Below are 16,253 nucleotides of genomic sequence, written 5' to 3'. Positions count from 1 at the left end.
CGGGAACTGCCATCTGGCGCGCACCGGTTTTACCGGGCGGGCCAGCGATACGCCGAGAGGCGATGGCTTACGACAACGCGGCCAGCGCGGCGTCGTAGTTCGGCTCGTTCTTGATCTCGGGCACGAGTTCGGCGTGGACGACGCGGTTATCGGCGTCGAGCACGACAACGGCACGGGCCGACACGCCGGCGAGCGGGCCGGTGGTGATTGCCACGCCGTAATGCTTGAGGAACTCGCGGCCACGCATGGTCGAGAGCGTGACCACGTTGTTCAGGCCTTCGGTCGCGCAGAAACGGCTCATGGCGAACGGCAGGTCAGCCGAGATCACGAGCACGACCGTGTTCTCGAGCTTGCCCGCCGCTTCGTTGAACTTGCGGGTCGAGGTGGCGCAGGTCGGCGTGTCGAGGCTCGGCACGATGTTGAGCACCTTGCGCTTGCCCGCGAAATCGTCGAGCGAGACGTCCTGCAACTTGGCATTGACCAGCGAAAAAGCCGGAGCGGTCTGCCCCTTTTGCGGGAACTGGCCGTCGACTTCTATGGGGTTGCCCCCGAGTGTGACTTGGGACATCAATATCTCCTAGGTTGAGTGCAACAGCGCTATCACGGATAGAACGCGAGCACCCGATAGTTACTGGCTAGCGCTGCCTGCGCCGTCAATCGTAACCGAATCGTGCGTTCGTTGTGTGGCGCCAGACCGGCGTCATGCTGCGCTGTATCGGTGACGTAGTCGCTCGCCGAAAACACGCGTCGCACGACCGGCTTGCCGTCGATGTCCGACAGCGTGAGTTCGAGCGACGGCCAGGCCACGGCATAGTCCGCTTGATTGCGCATGAACACGGTGAGCGTCATTGGCACGGCGTCGTCTGAGGCCGGGGCGCTCGCTGGCGTACCGGTTGTCGCGTCGCTCGCGTCGGTCGTGCCGGGCGCGTCGGTGACCAGCGTCACGCTCGAGATCTGAACCTTGTCCGGCTGACGCGGCGGCGCGATCGGCACATGCATCGGGCGTCCGAGCGTCGCGAACACGCCGCGCAACGCCGGCACGCGATCGACGAGTGCGGCGCGCTCGACCCACGCCCACTGGGCGATCAGACCGACGACGGCCAGCGCGATCAGCGCACGCCAGATCACGCGACCGACGCGGGGGCGACGTGCCTGTCCGGCAAGAGCAACGGACGTCGGCGAGTCGGCAGACGCGACGGAAGCTGACGACGTCATGGACGCAGTGGGCGCCACAAGAACTGTGGCATCGTCGTCATCGATGTAGCGACCCGGGCCATGTCGCATCTGCGCCAGGCTCTCGTCCGGCGTGCCCAGCAGTGCAGCGATCGCCGTGGGCGTGAGCATCTCGGGCACCGGGGGGCGTTCGGCGGGCGCGGCCTCCGCCTCGTTCTCCTCGCCGGGCGGCTCGCACAGGTAGGCATGTCCGTCGAATACTTCACGACAGTTGCCGCAGCGCACGAGACCGTCGCGCAGCTTGAGCTGATCCGCCACGACGCGAAAGACGGTATGGCAGTGAGGGCAGCGAGTAGCGAGAACGCGCGAGGACTGGGCCATGGGAGTCGAGGGCATCGGGGGATTCGAGGGCGAGGACCCGAAGACTCGGCGCGTCGTGGGCGACTAGCCGGCGGCCTGCCCGTGCAGGCAGACCCAGCCATCGTGAGCACGCCAGACCGACATCTTCATATAGGGGGCGTAGGCGGCGATCACCTCGTCCGCTTGCCGCTCCAACACGCCAGACAGCGCGAGCCGTCCGCCCGGTGCCACGCGCGATGTCAGCATCGACGCGAGCAGTTTGAGCGGATTCGACAGGATGTTGGCGACCACGATATTGAATTGACCGTCGCGCAGGTCGGCGGGCAGTCCGTATTCGACGCTCGCGTGATTGCGCTCACTGTTATAGCGGGCAGACTCGACGGCCTGCGGATCGATGTCGATACCGACGACCGGATCGGCGCCGCACTTGCGCGCCAGAATGGCCAGAATGCCCGAGCCGCAGCCGTAGTCGAGCAACGACTGACCCGCCTCAACGTGCTGTTCGAGCCACTCCATGCACAGCCGCGTGGTCGGGTGGCTGCCGGTCCCGAACGCGAGGCCCGGATCGAGTTCGAGGATAAGCGCATCGGCGTCCGGGGCGTCGTGCCACGACGGCACGACCCAGATACGCTGGCCGATCTGTATGGGCTCAAACTGCGATTGCGTCAGGCGCACCCAGTCCTGTTCTTCTACGTCGCGCAACGTGAACGCGGGCGACTCGGTGAGCCCCAATTCGTTGACGGCCGCCGCGAGCAGCACGGCGGCGTCCTGGTCTTCCCCCACCAGCGCGACCACGCGCGAGTGTTGCCACGCGGTGTCGGGCGGGGTCAGGCCCGGCTCGCCGAACATCGGTTGCTCGTCGGGCGTGTCGGCGTCCGCGTCTTCCACGGAGACCGACAGCACGCCCAGATCGAGCAGGGCGTCCGACAGGGCCTCGGCTTGGGCGCGGGCAACTTCTACGACGAGTTCGCGATACATGGCGAGTGATTTCCTGCTGATAAACGGCTGATGAACAGCTCAGTTGCCGCCGACGGCAGATTTCTGCGCCAGCTTGTGTTCCAGATAATGGATGCTCGTGCCGCCTTCGACAAACTTGGCGTCGAGCATCAGTTCCCGGTGCAGCGGAATGTTCGTCTGGATACCTTCGATCACGATTTCCGACAGCGCGACACGCATGCGACGGATGGCCTGATCGCGCGTTGCTCCGTAGGCGATCAGCTTGCCGATCATCGAATCGTAGTTCGGCGGCACGAAGTAGCCGTTATAGGCGTGCGAGTCGACGCGGATACCGGGGCCCCCCGGCATGTGCCAGGCGGTAATGCGACCGGGCGACGGCGTGAACTTGAACGGATCTTCGGCGTTGATACGGCACTCGATCGCGTGACCCTGGAACTGGATGTCGCGCTGACGGAAGGCGAGCTTCTCGCCGGCCGCAATGCGGATCTGTTCCTGCACGATATCGACACCGGTGATCATTTCCGTGACCGGGTGTTCGACCTGCACACGCGTGTTCATTTCGATGAAGTAGAACTCACCGTTCTCGAACAGGAATTCGAACGTGCCGGCGCCGACGTAGCCCATCTTCTTGCAGGCGTCGGCGCAGCGATCGCCGATGCGCTCGATCAGGCGACGCGGAATCAGCGGGGCGGTCGCCTCTTCGATCACCTTCTGGTGACGGCGCTGCATCGAGCAGTCGCGCTCGCCCAGCCAGACGGCGTTCTTGTGCTTGTCGGCGAGGATCTGGATTTCGATATGGCGCGGGTTCTCGAGGAACTTCTCCATATAGACTTCCGGATTGCCGAAGGCGCGGCCGGCTTCTTCACGGGTCATGTTGACCGCGTTCACCAGCGCCGCTTCGGTGTGCACCACGCGCATGCCGCGTCCGCCGCCGCCGCCGGCGGCCTTGATGATCACCGGATAGCCGACCTGGCGTGCAACACGCACGATTTCCTTCGGATCGTCGGGCAACGCGCCTTCCGAACCCGGCACGCACGGCACGCCGGTCTTGATCATCGTCTGCTTGGCCGAGACCTTGTCGCCCATCAGACGAATGGTGTCGGGGCGTGGGCCGATAAACGTGAAGCCCGATTGCTCGACGCGTTCGGCGAAGTCGGCGTTCTCGGAGAGGAAGCCGTAACCCGGGTGGATGGCCTGGGCGTCGGTGACTTCCGCCGCGCTGATGAGCGCCGGCATGTTCAGATAGCTCAGCGGCGAGGGCGCCGGTCCGATACAGACGGCTTCGTCCGCGAGCTTGACGTACTTCGCTTCCTTGTCGGCTTCGGAGTAGACGACCACGGTCTTGATGCCCATCTCGCGGCACGCGCGCTGAACGCGCAGAGCGATTTCGCCGCGGTTGGCGATGAGGATTTTTTCAAACATTATGTGCAGTCCTGCCCGTAGGGGGAGAGGAGCGGGGCCGGACGCCTCGTGTCGCCGGGCGGCATTTGGCCGCGCGGGCGGGGCGTCCGACAACCGGCATTAGCCGATCACGAACAGCGGTTGACCGTATTCCACGGCCTGACCGTTCTCGACGAGGATTTCCTTGATCACGCCGGTCTTGTCCGACTCGATCTCGTTGAGCAGCTTCATCGCTTCGATGATGCACAGCGTCTGGCCTTCCTTGACCGAGTCGCCGACCTGCGCAAACGGATCGGCGCCCGGCGACGGGGCGCGGTAGAAGGTACCGACCATCGGCGACGTGACGATGTGACCTTGCGGCAGGACCGGGGCAACCGGTGCCGGTGCGGCGGGCGCTGCCGCCGGCGCTTGCGCGGCAACCTGCGGGTAGGCTGCCGGCATGGCCATCTGCATCGGGGCGGCGATCAGTTGGGGCGGCGCCTTGACGATGCGGACCTTGCCTTCGCCTTCGGTGACTTCGAGTTCGGAAATACCCGATTCGGCCACGAGGTCGATCAACGTCTTGAGTTTGCGCAAATCCATGAAGGAAGCTCCTTAATTCGGTATCGACGCGGGGGCACCCCCCGCGAGGGGAAATAGGGGATGAGACGGCTACCCGCCGGCGAGTCGCCGCAGGGCAAATTCGAGTGCGAAGGTGTAGCCGCGCCAGCCCAGGCCGCAGATCACGCCTTGCGCAATATCGGAAAAGTACGAGTGATGCCGAAAGGCCTCACGGGCATGGACGTTCGAGAGATGCACCTCGACGAACGGAATGCCCACGCCGGCCAGCGCGTCGCGCATCGCCACGCTGGTATGCGTGTAGGCGGCAGGGTTGATGACGATGAAGTCGATCGACGCGTCGCGTGCCGCCTGAATCCGGTCAACCAGTGCGCCTTCGTGATTGCTCTGGAATGTCGTCACCTCAGCACCTGCCGCCTTGGCTTGCGCCTCGAGCGCCGCGTCGATGTCGGCCAGCGTCGTACGACCGTACACCGCCGGCTCGCGAGTACCGAGCAGGTTGAGATTGGGACCGTGGAGCACAAGAATGCGGTGAGGCATCGGCGAATCAAATTTCACGAAATTGGGCGCAATTAAACGCCAGTTGGTGGATTTTGTCCAGTGGGGTGAAAATGAAGCCCCGTCGGTCACGTCTGGCGGGACTTCCCGCGCGCCCGGCTGGACGGCGGGATGTCAGCGCGTCGGCCTGAGGGCCGAGCGCACTTCATCCGACGTAATACGGCCGAGCTTCTGGTAGTGCAAGCGGCCTTGAGGATCAACCACGACGGTATACGGTAGCGCGCCCGCCTTGTTGCCCAGTGCGCGGGCGAGGTCGGTGCCTGCGTAGCCCGCCACGAGGAGCGGGTAATCAACCTTCACCTTTTGCTCGAACGCGATCATGTTCGGGGCAGTATCAATGCCGATTCCTACGAATTGGACGTTTTTTCCCTTGAATTCACTCGAAAGTGCTTGGAGATCGGGCATTTCCTCCACGCAGGGCCCGCACCATGGAGCCCAGAAGTTGATGACCAGCGTTTTGCCACGCCATTGCGAGATGGCCTGCTCGTTGCCCGCCAAGTCAGGAAGCCGCGTGGCGAGCAGTTGGGCGACAGCGGCATCGGGCGCGTTTGCAGGCGCCTGGTTTCGATGGCCGAACCAAAAGCCGGCCGCCAGCCCCACGAGCGCCAGAATCAGCAGAGGAACGATGCGTTTTACCATGATGGATGGGGCGGAAGTGGCGGGAAATAGACGTTAGACGGATGGCAATTACGGAGAATGGCGACAGGTTGATGGGCATGTTGCCGACATTCGGGCGAAGGTCAGTGGTTGGATGCCTGCTCCATGGCCTCGGCGCCGTCGATCAGTGTGCTCAGGCCGTGCGCATCGACGCGCACGGGGCGGCCATTCCCGTCGGTGGCCTTGAGTGCGCCGCGCATGTCGTCGAGGGAATACAAGGACAGGTGCACGCCGGCGGGTTCGCCGCGCTGCCCCCGCTCGCGCCACAGGAAACTCAGCGTCTCGACCATGCCGCGACCATTGAAGTGGCGACTTTCCGAGACCTCGTAATCGATACCCCGGTTCAACAGATCGATGGCGACTTCCTTTGGATTGTCGCAAAATGCCTGCAAATAGATATCAGATAGTGACGTTGCCGTGCCGTTGTACACGGCACCAGTAATATAAGGCCGGTAGCGCGCCAGTGCCGTCATGACCGTCAGCGCGACCTGACGCAAATGCGCCAGCTCAGCCGGCTGCGTGTCCGAGAGGAACGTCTGCACGTACTCGCGGACTTCCGTTTCGATTTGGTCGTTATCCGGCAGCAATTCACCCGCAATCCGCGCCTCGCCGGTCACTTGCTTCGCCGCCTTGCGTTTCGCGGTGGCATAGTCAGCGCCCTCCTCGGCGATGAGGCGGGCGGCCACCAGAGCGATTTCTTCGCGCAGGCGTTGGGCGTCGGACCAGGATTTGCGTGTCATGCGCACGATGATACCCGAAAGGCATTGCGCTTCCCGCCGCAGGTACAATGGTGATTCTGGCTGTTCGGCCTCCCCCATTTCCCGCACGGGTTCGGCCCGTCCTCACCTCGCTCCCCATCCATGCATATTCATATTCTTGGCATCTGCGGCACGTTCATGGGCGGTCTCGCGGTGCTCGCCCGGCAGGCCGGTCACACCGTCACCGGTTGCGATGCGAACGTCTATCCGCCGATGAGCACCCAGCTCGAAGCGCAGGGCATTCGGCTGATCGAAGGGTTTGACGCCGATCAGGTCTCGCTCAAACCCGACCTGTTCGTCATCGGTAACGTGGTGTCGCGCGGCAACCCGCTGATGGAAGAGATCCTCAATCGGAATCTGCCGTACACGTCGGGCCCACAATGGCTCGGCGAGCATGTGCTGTCGAAGAAGTGGGTGCTGGCCGTGGCGGGAACGCACGGGAAGACGACGACGACATCGATGCTCGCCTGGATTCTCGAAGATGCGGGCTACCAACCGGGCTTCCTCGTCGGCGGTGTGCCGATGAACTTCGGCATTTCGGCGCGACTGACCGACAGCGACTTCTTCGTGATCGAGGCCGACGAATACGATACGGCGTTCTTCGACAAGCGCTCCAAGTTCGTTCATTACCATCCGCGCACCGCGATCCTGAATAACCTTGAGTTCGATCACGCCGACATCTTCCCCGATCTGACGGCGATCGAGACGCAATTCCATCATCTGGTGCGCACCGTGCCGGGCCAGGGCCGCCTTATCGTCAACGGTCGCGAGGCTGCGCTCGAGCGCGTGCTGGCGCGCGGCTGCTGGAGCGAGGTGGAGCGCTTCGGTGTGGCCGACGGCTGGCATGTCGCCCAGGCCAACGACACACTCGCGGCGGGACAAGAGGCGTTCTGGGCCCACCATGGGGCGATGGCCGCCGGGGAAGTGAAGTGGTTGCTCCAGGGCGAGCACAACCGGATGAACGCGCTGGCGGCGTTGGCTGCCGCACGGCACGTGGGTGTGCCGCCGGAGCAGGGGGCGGCATCGCTGGGCAAGTTCCAGAATGTGAAGCGTCGTATGGAGGTGCGCGGCGAAGCGGCCGGCGTCACTGTTTACGACGATTTTGCGCATCATCCGACCGCCATTCAGACGACGCTGGCCGGACTGCGACGCCGCGCCGGCACCGCCCGTATTCTGGCGGTACTCGAGCCGCGCTCGAATACGATGAAGCTGGGCGTGATGAAGGCGCAACTGCCGGCCAGCCTTGCCGATGCCGACCTGGTGTTCGGCTACGGCGCGCCGTCCGGGAAGGACGCCCTCGGCTGGAATCTGACCGAGGCGCTTGCTCCGCTCGGCGCGCGTGCGCAGGCGTTCAGCGACATCGACGGACTGGTGCGCGCGGTGAGCGCGGCAGCGCGTCCGGGGGACCAGATCGTGGTGATGAGCAACGGCGGCTTCGGCGGCATTCACCAGAAATTGCTCGATGCACTGGCGGCGCGCGCCTGATTTGCGTGCCTTGGCGTCCGGGTACTGACCAGCTTTTATCGGGGCTCACATGATTCTCTATTTGCACGGCTTCCGTTCGTCGCCGCGCTCCTTCAAGGCGCAATTGATGGCCGCGCGCATGCACCGCCTCGGCCTGGGGCGCGAGTGGGCTTGCCCGCAATTGCCGCCGTCGCCGCTGGCCGCGGTCGTCGACGCGCAGCGTCTGCTCACCGGCGTGAAGGCCGACGAGTTGACCATCGTGGGCAGCTCGCTCGGCGGCTACTACGCCACGTATCTGGCCGAGAAGCTCGGTTGCCGCGCGGTGCTGCTCAATCCGGCCACGCGCCCGTACGACGATCTGGGCAAGTGGCTGGGCGAGCAGCCGATGTGGCATGGCGGCGGCACTATCGTCGTTGAGCCGCGTCACCTGGACGAGCTGCGCATGATCGACGTGGCCCAGATCACGCGTCCCGAGCGCTACTACCTTGTGGCCGCGACCGGCGACCAGACCCTCGACTACCGAGACATGGTGGCGAAGTTTCCGGGCGCGAAGCTCACGGTGATCGACGGCAGCGACCACGGTATTTCCGATTTCGCCAACTATATGGACGACGTGCTGCGCTTCGCCGGCATCGACGTTCCCCCCTCGCCCGGTGCCGCCGGTCCGTTCGCGGGCGAATAACGCGTTTGCCCCTTCCGCCCTAAACCGCCGCAGGTTGGCGGGCTACAATGTCGCCTATTGCGATCGATGGCTGTTTCATGAATATTTTTTTTGAGGAATCCGGCGGCTTCAAGGCTGGCACGGTGTTGTCGCAGCAAGGTGAGTCGTACCAGGTGGAGCTGCCCGGTGGACGCCGCAGCAAGATCAAGGGGCGCGACGTGCTGCTGCGTTTCGAGTCGCCGTCGCCCGCGGAGCTGATGACGCAGGCGCACGCCGCCGCACAGGACATCGATATGAGTTTCCTGTGGGAATGCGCGCCTGCCGAGGAGTTCGCGTTCCCGGTGCTCGCTGCCGAGTATTTCGGCGAAGGCGCCGGCGTTGCGCAACAGGCCGGGCTCGCGCTGGCGCTGCAGGCTTCGCCGGTGTACTTCCGCCGAAAAGGCCGCGGTCAGTACCAACGCGCGCCGGAGGAACAACTGCAGGCCGCGCTCGCGGGACTCGCCCGCAAGCAACAGCAGGCGGAATTGCAGGCCGTGTATGCCGATCAACTGATCGCCGGCACGCTGCCCGACGCGCTCAAGGGCAAGGAACTGCTGCTGCTGTTCCGTCCCGACAAGAACACCATCGAGTGGAAGGCGCTCGACGCCGCCGCCATGGCGCTGGGCAAGACGCACGCCGAGGTGATGCTCGCCTGCGGCGGCATTTCGTCGCCGCGCGCGTATCACGAGGCGGCGTTCCTCTACGAACACTTCCCGCGCGGCACCGGCTTCCCGGAACTCGGGCCGATCCCGGTACCCGGCGACGACTTGCCGCTGGCCGACGTGCAGGCGTTCTCCATCGACGATTCGACGACGACCGAGATCGACGACGCCCTCTCGGTGCAGGTACTGCCCGATGGGCTGTTGCGTGTGGGCATCCACATTGCGGCGCCGGCACTCGGCATTACGCGGGGTGACGCCATTGATGAGATCGCGCGCGCGCGTCTGTCGACGGTCTATGCGCCGGGCGAAAAGATCACGATGCTCCCCGATGCGATAGTCGAGGCGTACACGCTTGCCGAGGGCGGCGCGCGTCCGGCACTGTCGCTGTATGTCGTGGTCAAGGCTGACACGTACGAGATCGTGGCGACGGAAACGCATGCCGAGCGGGTGCCGATCTCGGCAAACCTGCGTCACAACGAACTCGACGCGATCATCACGGCCGAGACGCTGGCCGATGGCAGCGGCGAGTATCCGCACAAGGAAGCGCTGCGGCTGTTGTGGCCGTTCGCGCAGTCGCTCTACGAGAAACGTCAGGCCGCGCGCGTGGGTTATGGCCTGCGTCCGGAAGTGCAGAACAAGACCGACTTCAATTTCTACGTCGAAGGCGAGCAGGTCACGATCAAGCAGCGTATGCGCGGTGCGCCGCTGGACCTGATCGTCGCCGAGATGGCGATTCTCGCGAACAGCCGGTGGGGACGCCTGCTGGCCGAGTGCGGCGTGCCCGGCATCTATCGCGCGCAGCGTGCTTACGGCGTGAATCGCACGCGCATGCAGACATCGCCGGCGCCGCACGAAGGTCTGGGTGTCGAGCAGTACGCATGGAGCACCTCGCCGCTGCGTCGCTATGTGGATCTGGTCAACCAGTGGCAGTTGCTTGCGTGCGTGCGTCACGGCGTGACGGCCAAGCTGGCGGCACCCTTCAAGCCCAAGGATGCCGACCTGTACGTGACCGTGTCGAGCTTCGAAGCCGCCTATGCGGCTTATGCCGAGCACCAGAGCCGGATGGAGCGCTACTGGTGCCTGCGCTGGTTGATTCAGGAGAACAAGTCGCAGGTCCAGGCGAGCGTGCTCAAGGGCGACACCGTGCGCCTGAACGATATTCCGCTGACGCTGATCGTTCTGGGGCTTGGCCCGCACGCGCGCGGTACGCAGATCATGCTCGACGTGCTGTCGCTCGACGTCGTCACGCTCAGCATCTCGGTACGTGTCGCGCAGGTGCTGGGCGCCAGCCAGAACGGACTGGGCGAAGACGATGACGAAGGCGCCGGCGGTGCAGGAGACGGCGGTGGGGGTCACGATGGAGGCGATGGGGCCGAAGGTGGCGACGACGCGGGAGGGGCCGACGATGCCGACGATGCCGATGGCGCCAACGATGCGGAGGGGGCGAACGATACCGAAAGCGACGGCCGCGACGAAAGCCAGGGTGACGACGACGTCGCCTCGGCCTCGGCCGACGTCACCGCCGCGGCGTCGCAAACCGTTGATGTTGCGTCCGGCACTTCTTCGCTTGCTGCCGCGCTGATGGTGGCGGGGGGGCGCGACGCGTCTCCCGGTTCGGCGTGCTGAAACCCGCTCTCGCGGCAGGCAACCTGCGCGCGGCGCGCCGCCGCGGCGGGTCGCTGATGCGCGAGCATCCGCTTGCCACGGGCCTGGCATTTTCCGCGCTGGTCCACCTGCTCGCGCTGGCGGTGCATTTCGTCGCGCCCGACAGTTTCCGACTGCATAGTGCGGACACGCCGCTCGATGTCGTCCTCGTCAACGCGAAGTCGGCCAACGCCCCCGACAAGGCCACGGCGCTCGCGCAGGCCAACCTCGTGGGCGGCGGCGAGCACGACGGCGAGCGTGCGACATCACCGCTGCCGTCACGCGCGCTCGATCGCGACGGCGCGCCCATCGCGCAAATCCAGCGCAACGTGAGCGAACTGGAAGCGACGCAGGAAAAGCTGCTGACGCAACTGCGCAATCAATACGCCGCCACGCCGGCGTCGCAGCGGCATCGCGCCGACGCGCCGCAGCGCGGGCAAGGACTCGACGATCAGAACGTCGACCAGAAGATCGCCCGTCTGCAGGCGGAAATCGACAAGCAGTTGCGCGCCTATCAGACCCGCCCGAAACGCGGCCAGGTCACAGCCAATACCCGTGAAGTGGCGTATGCGCGCTATTTCGACACGCTGCGTCATCGCGTAGAGCGCTACGGCACGGAGCATTTTCCTCAGATCGGCAACGAGCGTCTCTATGGCGAGCTGATCGTCACGCTTAACGTCAATCAGCGGGGCGGGCTCGGCTATCACAAGGACGGTTGGAATGTCGCGGGCGTGGAAGTCACGCGAAGCTCCGGCAATCGCGATCTCGACCGCCGCGCGGTGGCGATCGTACAGGCCAGTGCGCCGTTTGGCGACTTCTCGCCCGAGATGCGGCAGCGCTATGACATTCTCGAGATCGTGACGCGGATGACCTTCTCGCGCCAGGGGGTGCAGGCCGAGACGCTTGCGTCGCCGTCGGTCGCTGCGGCGCGGTAGGGCGCCACGGGCGAATCGTCGGCAAACGCCCGAAGCCACAGCGACGCTGCGTGTACTATTCGATGACATTCGCGCGGTTTGTCGGCAACGTGATGTGAAGGTTTCCGGCGACCGATGCCTGCCGAGTCACGGCCAAACACCGTATCTGATGCACGTGGACGCAAGTAATTGCGGCGCCTGGGCGAAAGCCAGGCGCCGCGTCTTTGACAACGATGACAAACCAAACGCCCTCCGGGGAACTGCAGGCCGATCGCTACGCCGTGATCGGTCATCCCGTCGAACACAGCCAGTCGCCGTTCATTCACGCCGAGTTCGCGCGCGAAACCGGCCAGCATCTCACCTATGAGCGCCTGCTCGCGCCGCTCGATGCGTTTGCCGCCACCGTGCGCACCTTTATCGACAACGGTGCTCGCGGGGCCAACGTCACCGTCCCGTTCAAGCTCGAGGCCCACGCGTTGGCGGATCGTCTGACCGAACGCGCGCAGGCGGCGGGCGCCGTCAACACGCTGGTGTTCGACGCGCAGGGCATCACGGGCGACAACACTGACGGCGTGGGGCTCGTGCGCGATATTGAGGGACCGCTGGGCGTATCGCTCAAGGGCCGGCGCGTGTTGCTGCTGGGCGCCGGCGGTGCGTCGCGCGGGGCAATGTTGCCGCTGATCGAGGCGGGGCCGGCGGCGCTGTTTGTCGCCAATCGCACGGCCGCGCGCGCCGACGAACTCGTCGCACGGTTCGCCAATGCCGCTGAGCGCCATGGCGTGGCGCTCGCCGGTGGCGGATGGGACGCGGTCCCCGCGGCGTTCGATGTCGTCATTAACGCCACGGCCGGTAGCCTTCAAGGCGACGTACCGCCGCTGCCTGCGGGCGTCTATGCGGAAGGGGCGCTTGCCTATGACATGATGTACGGCGCGCAGCCAACGGTGTTCATGACGCACGCATTGGCGGCCGGGGCGACGCGCGCGGCCGACGGTCTCGGCATGCTCGTCGAGCAGGCGGCCGAAGCGTTCGCGGTGTGGCGCGGCGTGCGGCCGTCGACCGATGCCGTGCGCACCGCCTTGCGCGCCCGGCTCGCAGCGAAAGGTTGACGTTGTCGATGGCTGCGCCGCGACGCGCTTCGCGCAAAACTCGCCATCGCCGCTGGGGGCCGTGGCAGTGGACAGCCTACGTTGTCACGTTGGTCTTCGTGGGCGTGCTTGCCACGCAGCTCTATTACTTCGTGCAGATTGGCTGGTGGGTGCGTTTCGATCCGTCGTCGACGGCGTTTATGCGCGCGGCCGCCGCGCGATTGCATGAAACGGATCCGACGGCGACGCTCAAGCACCAATGGGTGCCGTACGACCAGATTTCGCGACATCTGAAGCGCGCCATCATCGCGAGCGAGGACGCGAACTTCGTCAATCACGATGGCTTCGAGATCGACGCGATGCTCGGCGCATGGGAGAAGAATCAGAAGAAGGGGCGCATCGTCGCGGGCGGCTCGACCCTCTCCCAGCAACTGGCGAAGAATCTGTTCCTGTCGAGCGAGCGAAGTTACCTGCGCAAGGCGGAAGAATTGAGCATCACGTGGATGCTCGAGTTCTGGATGACGAAGCAGCGGATCTTCGAGATCTATCTCAATTCGGTGGAGTGGGGCGAGGGCGTATTCGGCGCCGAAGCTGCGGCACGGCACTACTACGGCATTCCGGCCTCGAAGCTCTCCGCTTGGCAGGCGGCGCGGCTGGCGGTGATGTTGCCGCGTCCGCGCTACTTCGATACCCATCGCAATTCGCCGTACCTTGCGCAACGCGCCGGCGTGATCGCGCGTCGCATGGGGGCGGCGGAGTTGCCACAATAGGCGAATAGCCCCCCGCACGCAGACTTTCGCACGACGAGCACGCGCGGGCGTGTGTGGGGCTAGTGTCGCGAGGGGGCCGCGTCCGGTATCGGCTGTGCTGGCACGTGCATGACAGTGCGCGTCGGATACGGGAGTGAGCAACCCACGGCCTCGACCGTCTCCTTGACGCCGCGCTGAAGGTCCCAATAGAGGCCCCAGTAGTTACCCAGCAATGACCATACCCGCACGTTCACAATCACGGCGTTGTCGCTGACCTGCTTGACCATGATTTCCGGTGCCGGCTTGTCGAGCACTCGCGCGTCTTCTGCCACGTGGGCGCGGAGTGCCGTCATGGCGGCATCGAGATCGTCGTCGAGCGCGATGCCCACGGTGACCTCCATGCGACGCGTGGCGTTGCGGCTGAAGTTCGTGATCGGCTGGCCCCAGATCTGGTTGTTCGGCACGCAGACGTAGATGCCGTCGGCATTCGTGAGCGTGGTGGTGAACAGGCCGATTTCGTCGACGGTGCCGGCCACCGACGCGCCGGCCGTAATGTAGTCGCCGTTGCGGAACGGGCGCAGCACCAGCAGCATCGTACCCGCCGCAATATTCTGCAACGTGCCTTGTAGGGCCAGCCCGATGGCCAGGCCTGCCGCGCCGAGCACCGCGATGATGCTGGCGGTCTGCACGCCGAATTGAGCGAGCACGGCAACGAGCGTGATGATGCGCACCGACCACAGCGCGATCGACTCGATGAGCGGTTTGAGCGTTGCGTCGAAGTGGGGCGAACGGCTCAACGTTCGGTGTACGAAGCGCGCCAGTCGCTTCGCGATCCAGAAGCCGATCAACAGAATCAACACGGCCTGTACGAGCGACAGACCGTAGCGGACGGCGTTGGCCGCGAGAAAGCCCATCACGGCGTCGAAGGACGCGAGCGGGGGGGTAACCTCAGTCATATGGGGGTTCTCCGTGTTGATGGGGGCCCGAGAGCACCGATATCAAGATTGACGCGAAGCGCGCGGATTGGTTCGACCGGCGCGCGGAGCAGGTAAAATGTCGGCCTTGCTGGAAGGAATCAGTCTCGAATCACCCGCCGTCGGAATACCGCCGCCGGAACCCCGCCGGAACCCCGTCATGACATTCACCGAAGTACTTAACGCGGCCTGGACGCGCAACAATTCTCTGCTTTGCGTGGGCCTGGATCCCGAGCCGTCGCGCATTCCCGCGCATCTGCAAGCGCAGCCGGACGCGATTTTCGAGTTCTGCCGCCAGATTGTGGATGCTACCGCCCCCTACGCGTGTGCATTCAAGCCGCAGATCGCCTATTTCGCTGCGCATCGCGCCGAGGAGCAGCTCGAACGGCTGATCGCCCATATCCACGCCGATCATCCGGGCCTGCCAGTGATTCTGGACGCCAAGCGTGGCGACATCGGCAGCACCGCCGAGCAGTATGCGCGCGAAGCGTTCGAGCGCTATCGTGCCGACGCCGTGACGGTGAATCCCTACATGGGCTTCGATTCGCTGGAGCCGTATCTGGCGCATGCCGAGAAGGGTGTCGTCGTGCTGTGCCGTACGTCGAACCCGGGCGGCAGCGATCTGCAATTCCTCGATGTCGATGGCAAGCCGCTGTATCAGACGGTGGCGCGCCTGGCCGCGGGGCCGTGGAATACGAGCGGGCAGATCAGCCTGGTGGTGGGTGCGACGTTCCCGGCAGAAATCGCTGCCGTGCGCAGCATCGTCGGCGACATGCCGCTGCTGATTCCCGGCGTGGGCGCTCAGGGCGGGGACGTCGAAGCGACGGTCAAAGCCGGTCGCACCGCGAACGGGACGGGCATGATGATCAACTCGTCGCGTGCCATCATCTACGCCGGTCGCGACGAGCACTTCGCCGCGGCGGCTGCCGCCGCTGCGCAAAACACGCGCGACAGCATCAACGCCTATCGCTGATCGGTCCGCGTGCCGATGCGCGGATCGTCGTCAAACGTCTCAGGGCGGCGCGACGATTACGTCTCGGCCTGGTCGAGGAATTCGATGACGCCGCGCAGCGCGTGCTGTGCGGCCTGACTGCGCACCTGTGTGCGATCGCCCTTGAAGCGCTTCGTCTCGACGAGGGTCGTGACGCGGTTGCTCCACGCGAAGCACACCATACCCACCGGTTTTTCGGGCGACCCGCCGCCCGGGCCGGCCACGCCGGTGATCGACAGCGAGATCTGTGCACGACTGTTCAGCAGTGCGCCTTCGGCCATCGCACGTGCCACCGGTTCGCTCACGGCACCGTGTTTGTCGATCAATTCAGGCGGAACGCCGATCATTTCGGACTTGGCTTGGTTCGAATACGTCACGAAGCCACGCTCGAACCATTGGCTGCTACCGGAAACGTCGGTGATTGCTGCCGCAACGAGGCCGCCGGTGCATGACTCGGCCGTGGTCAGCATCAGGCGTTCGTCACGCAGACGATTGCCGACTTTGACCGACAGTTGGGCCAGAAGATTTTGTTCGGAGACCACGGGACGACGCCTTCAATAAGTCAATGCAACGAATAGGTCACGGGTATCGGTGCGCGTACCCGCGGGAACGGCGCCAGCGAGGCACCCGTCATGATGCGGCTTGCGC

17 protein-coding genes are annotated in these 16,253 nt (G+C 64.9%); 7 read left to right on the top strand and 10 right to left on the bottom strand.

The genetic code is table 11. The features are described from left to right. Positions 1 to 67: 67 nt before the first annotated feature. The 8 genes from tpx to OYT13_RS21925 all read right to left on the bottom strand — a co-directional run bounded on the left by tpx (position 68) and on the right by OYT13_RS21925 (position 6,404). Positions 68 to 568 carry a thiol peroxidase gene (tpx, locus tag OYT13_RS21960; RefSeq protein ID WP_017231511.1) on the bottom strand — a complete coding sequence of 167 codons (501 nt, stop codon included), beginning with the start codon at positions 566 to 568 and terminating at the stop codon, positions 68 to 70. A gap of 32 nt (positions 569 to 600) precedes the next feature. After that, complete coding sequence (locus OYT13_RS21955; protein WP_261939704.1) at positions 601 to 1,569, bottom strand: DUF3426 domain-containing protein; 969 nt, start codon at positions 1,567 to 1,569, stop codon at positions 601 to 603. A 48-nt stretch (positions 1,570 to 1,617) separates the two neighbouring features. Beyond that, positions 1,618 to 2,511 (bottom strand): 50S ribosomal protein L11 methyltransferase, encoded by an 894-nt coding sequence (gene prmA / locus OYT13_RS21950; protein ID WP_017231510.1) that lies wholly within the window; start codon positions 2,509 to 2,511, stop codon positions 1,618 to 1,620. A 39-nt stretch (positions 2,512 to 2,550) separates the two neighbouring features. Then, positions 2,551 to 3,912, bottom strand: a complete 1,362-nt coding sequence (gene accC / locus OYT13_RS21945) for an acetyl-CoA carboxylase biotin carboxylase subunit (RefSeq protein WP_017231509.1) — start codon at positions 3,910 to 3,912, stop codon at positions 2,551 to 2,553. Between the two features lie 99 nt (positions 3,913 to 4,011). Further along, positions 4,012 to 4,473, bottom strand: a complete 462-nt coding sequence (gene accB / locus OYT13_RS21940; protein WP_017231508.1) for an acetyl-CoA carboxylase biotin carboxyl carrier protein — start codon at positions 4,471 to 4,473, stop codon at positions 4,012 to 4,014. Between the two features lie 69 nt (positions 4,474 to 4,542). Then, entirely contained in the window at positions 4,543 to 4,989 is a 447-nt protein-coding gene (gene aroQ / locus OYT13_RS21935) for a type II 3-dehydroquinate dehydratase (protein ID WP_017231507.1), read from the bottom strand. Between the two features lie 132 nt (positions 4,990 to 5,121). Further along, on the bottom strand, positions 5,122 to 5,646 hold the full coding sequence (locus OYT13_RS21930; protein WP_017231506.1) for a TlpA family protein disulfide reductase: 525 nt from the start codon (positions 5,644 to 5,646) through the stop codon (positions 5,122 to 5,124). 101 nt (positions 5,647 to 5,747) lie between these two features. Next, on the bottom strand, positions 5,748 to 6,404 hold the full coding sequence (locus OYT13_RS21925; RefSeq protein ID WP_026131506.1) for a hypothetical protein: 657 nt from the start codon (positions 6,402 to 6,404) through the stop codon (positions 5,748 to 5,750). Between the two features lie 120 nt (positions 6,405 to 6,524). Between OYT13_RS21925 and mpl the strand changes: the two genes are divergently transcribed. The 6 genes from mpl to mtgA all read left to right on the top strand — a co-directional run bounded on the left by mpl (position 6,525) and on the right by mtgA (position 13,661). Next, complete coding sequence (gene mpl, locus OYT13_RS21920) at positions 6,525 to 7,907, top strand: UDP-N-acetylmuramate:L-alanyl-gamma-D-glutamyl-meso-diaminopimelate ligase (RefSeq protein WP_150564253.1); 1,383 nt, start codon at positions 6,525 to 6,527, stop codon at positions 7,905 to 7,907. A 49-nt stretch (positions 7,908 to 7,956) separates the two neighbouring features. Then, complete coding sequence (locus OYT13_RS21915) at positions 7,957 to 8,568, top strand: YqiA/YcfP family alpha/beta fold hydrolase (RefSeq protein ID WP_017231503.1); 612 nt, start codon at positions 7,957 to 7,959, stop codon at positions 8,566 to 8,568. A 77-nt stretch (positions 8,569 to 8,645) separates the two neighbouring features. Next, positions 8,646 to 10,874 (top strand): ribonuclease catalytic domain-containing protein, encoded by a 2,229-nt coding sequence (locus OYT13_RS21910; protein ID WP_150564252.1) that lies wholly within the window; start codon positions 8,646 to 8,648, stop codon positions 10,872 to 10,874. Next, on the top strand, positions 10,868 to 11,827 hold the full coding sequence (locus tag OYT13_RS21905) for an energy transducer TonB (RefSeq protein ID WP_017231501.1): 960 nt from the start codon (positions 10,868 to 10,870) through the stop codon (positions 11,825 to 11,827). The genes OYT13_RS21910 and OYT13_RS21905 overlap by 7 nt, the downstream gene beginning before the upstream one ends. Before the next feature lie 212 nt (positions 11,828 to 12,039). Then, positions 12,040 to 12,912: a shikimate dehydrogenase gene (gene aroE / locus OYT13_RS21900; protein ID WP_150564251.1), complete on the top strand. Its 873-nt coding sequence runs from the start codon at positions 12,040 to 12,042 to the stop codon at positions 12,910 to 12,912. Between the two features lie 8 nt (positions 12,913 to 12,920). Beyond that, the gene (gene mtgA, locus OYT13_RS21895; RefSeq protein ID WP_150564250.1) at positions 12,921 to 13,661 is read left to right on the top strand and encodes a monofunctional biosynthetic peptidoglycan transglycosylase; all 741 of its coding nucleotides are present in this window, start codon (positions 12,921 to 12,923) and stop codon (positions 13,659 to 13,661) included. 59 nt (positions 13,662 to 13,720) lie between these two features. On the opposite strand, the gene OYT13_RS21890 is transcribed toward mtgA, so the two are convergent. Beyond that, a complete protein-coding gene (locus OYT13_RS21890) occupies positions 13,721 to 14,596 on the bottom strand; it encodes a mechanosensitive ion channel family protein (protein WP_017231746.1) in 876 nt (291 codons plus the stop codon). A gap of 178 nt (positions 14,597 to 14,774) precedes the next feature. Here OYT13_RS21890 and pyrF point away from each other — a divergent pair, with 178 nt between their 5' ends. Next, positions 14,775 to 15,587: an orotidine-5'-phosphate decarboxylase gene (gene pyrF / locus OYT13_RS21885; RefSeq protein ID WP_261939707.1), complete on the top strand. Its 813-nt coding sequence runs from the start codon at positions 14,775 to 14,777 to the stop codon at positions 15,585 to 15,587. Between the two features lie 56 nt (positions 15,588 to 15,643). Here the strand turns inward: pyrF and OYT13_RS21880 are convergent, their stop codons facing one another. Beyond that, positions 15,644 to 16,147, bottom strand: a complete 504-nt coding sequence (locus OYT13_RS21880) for a CinA family protein (RefSeq protein WP_017231748.1) — start codon at positions 16,145 to 16,147, stop codon at positions 15,644 to 15,646. Positions 16,148 to 16,253: the final 106 nt, after the last annotated feature.

The sequence above is a fragment of the Pandoraea sp. XJJ-1 genome, from assembly GCF_026802345.1.
GTDB lineage: Bacteria > Pseudomonadota > Gammaproteobacteria > Burkholderiales > Burkholderiaceae > Pandoraea > Pandoraea cepalis.
Note: the sequence above shows the minus strand (reverse complement) of the source record. Positions and strands in the feature narration are given on the sequence as shown.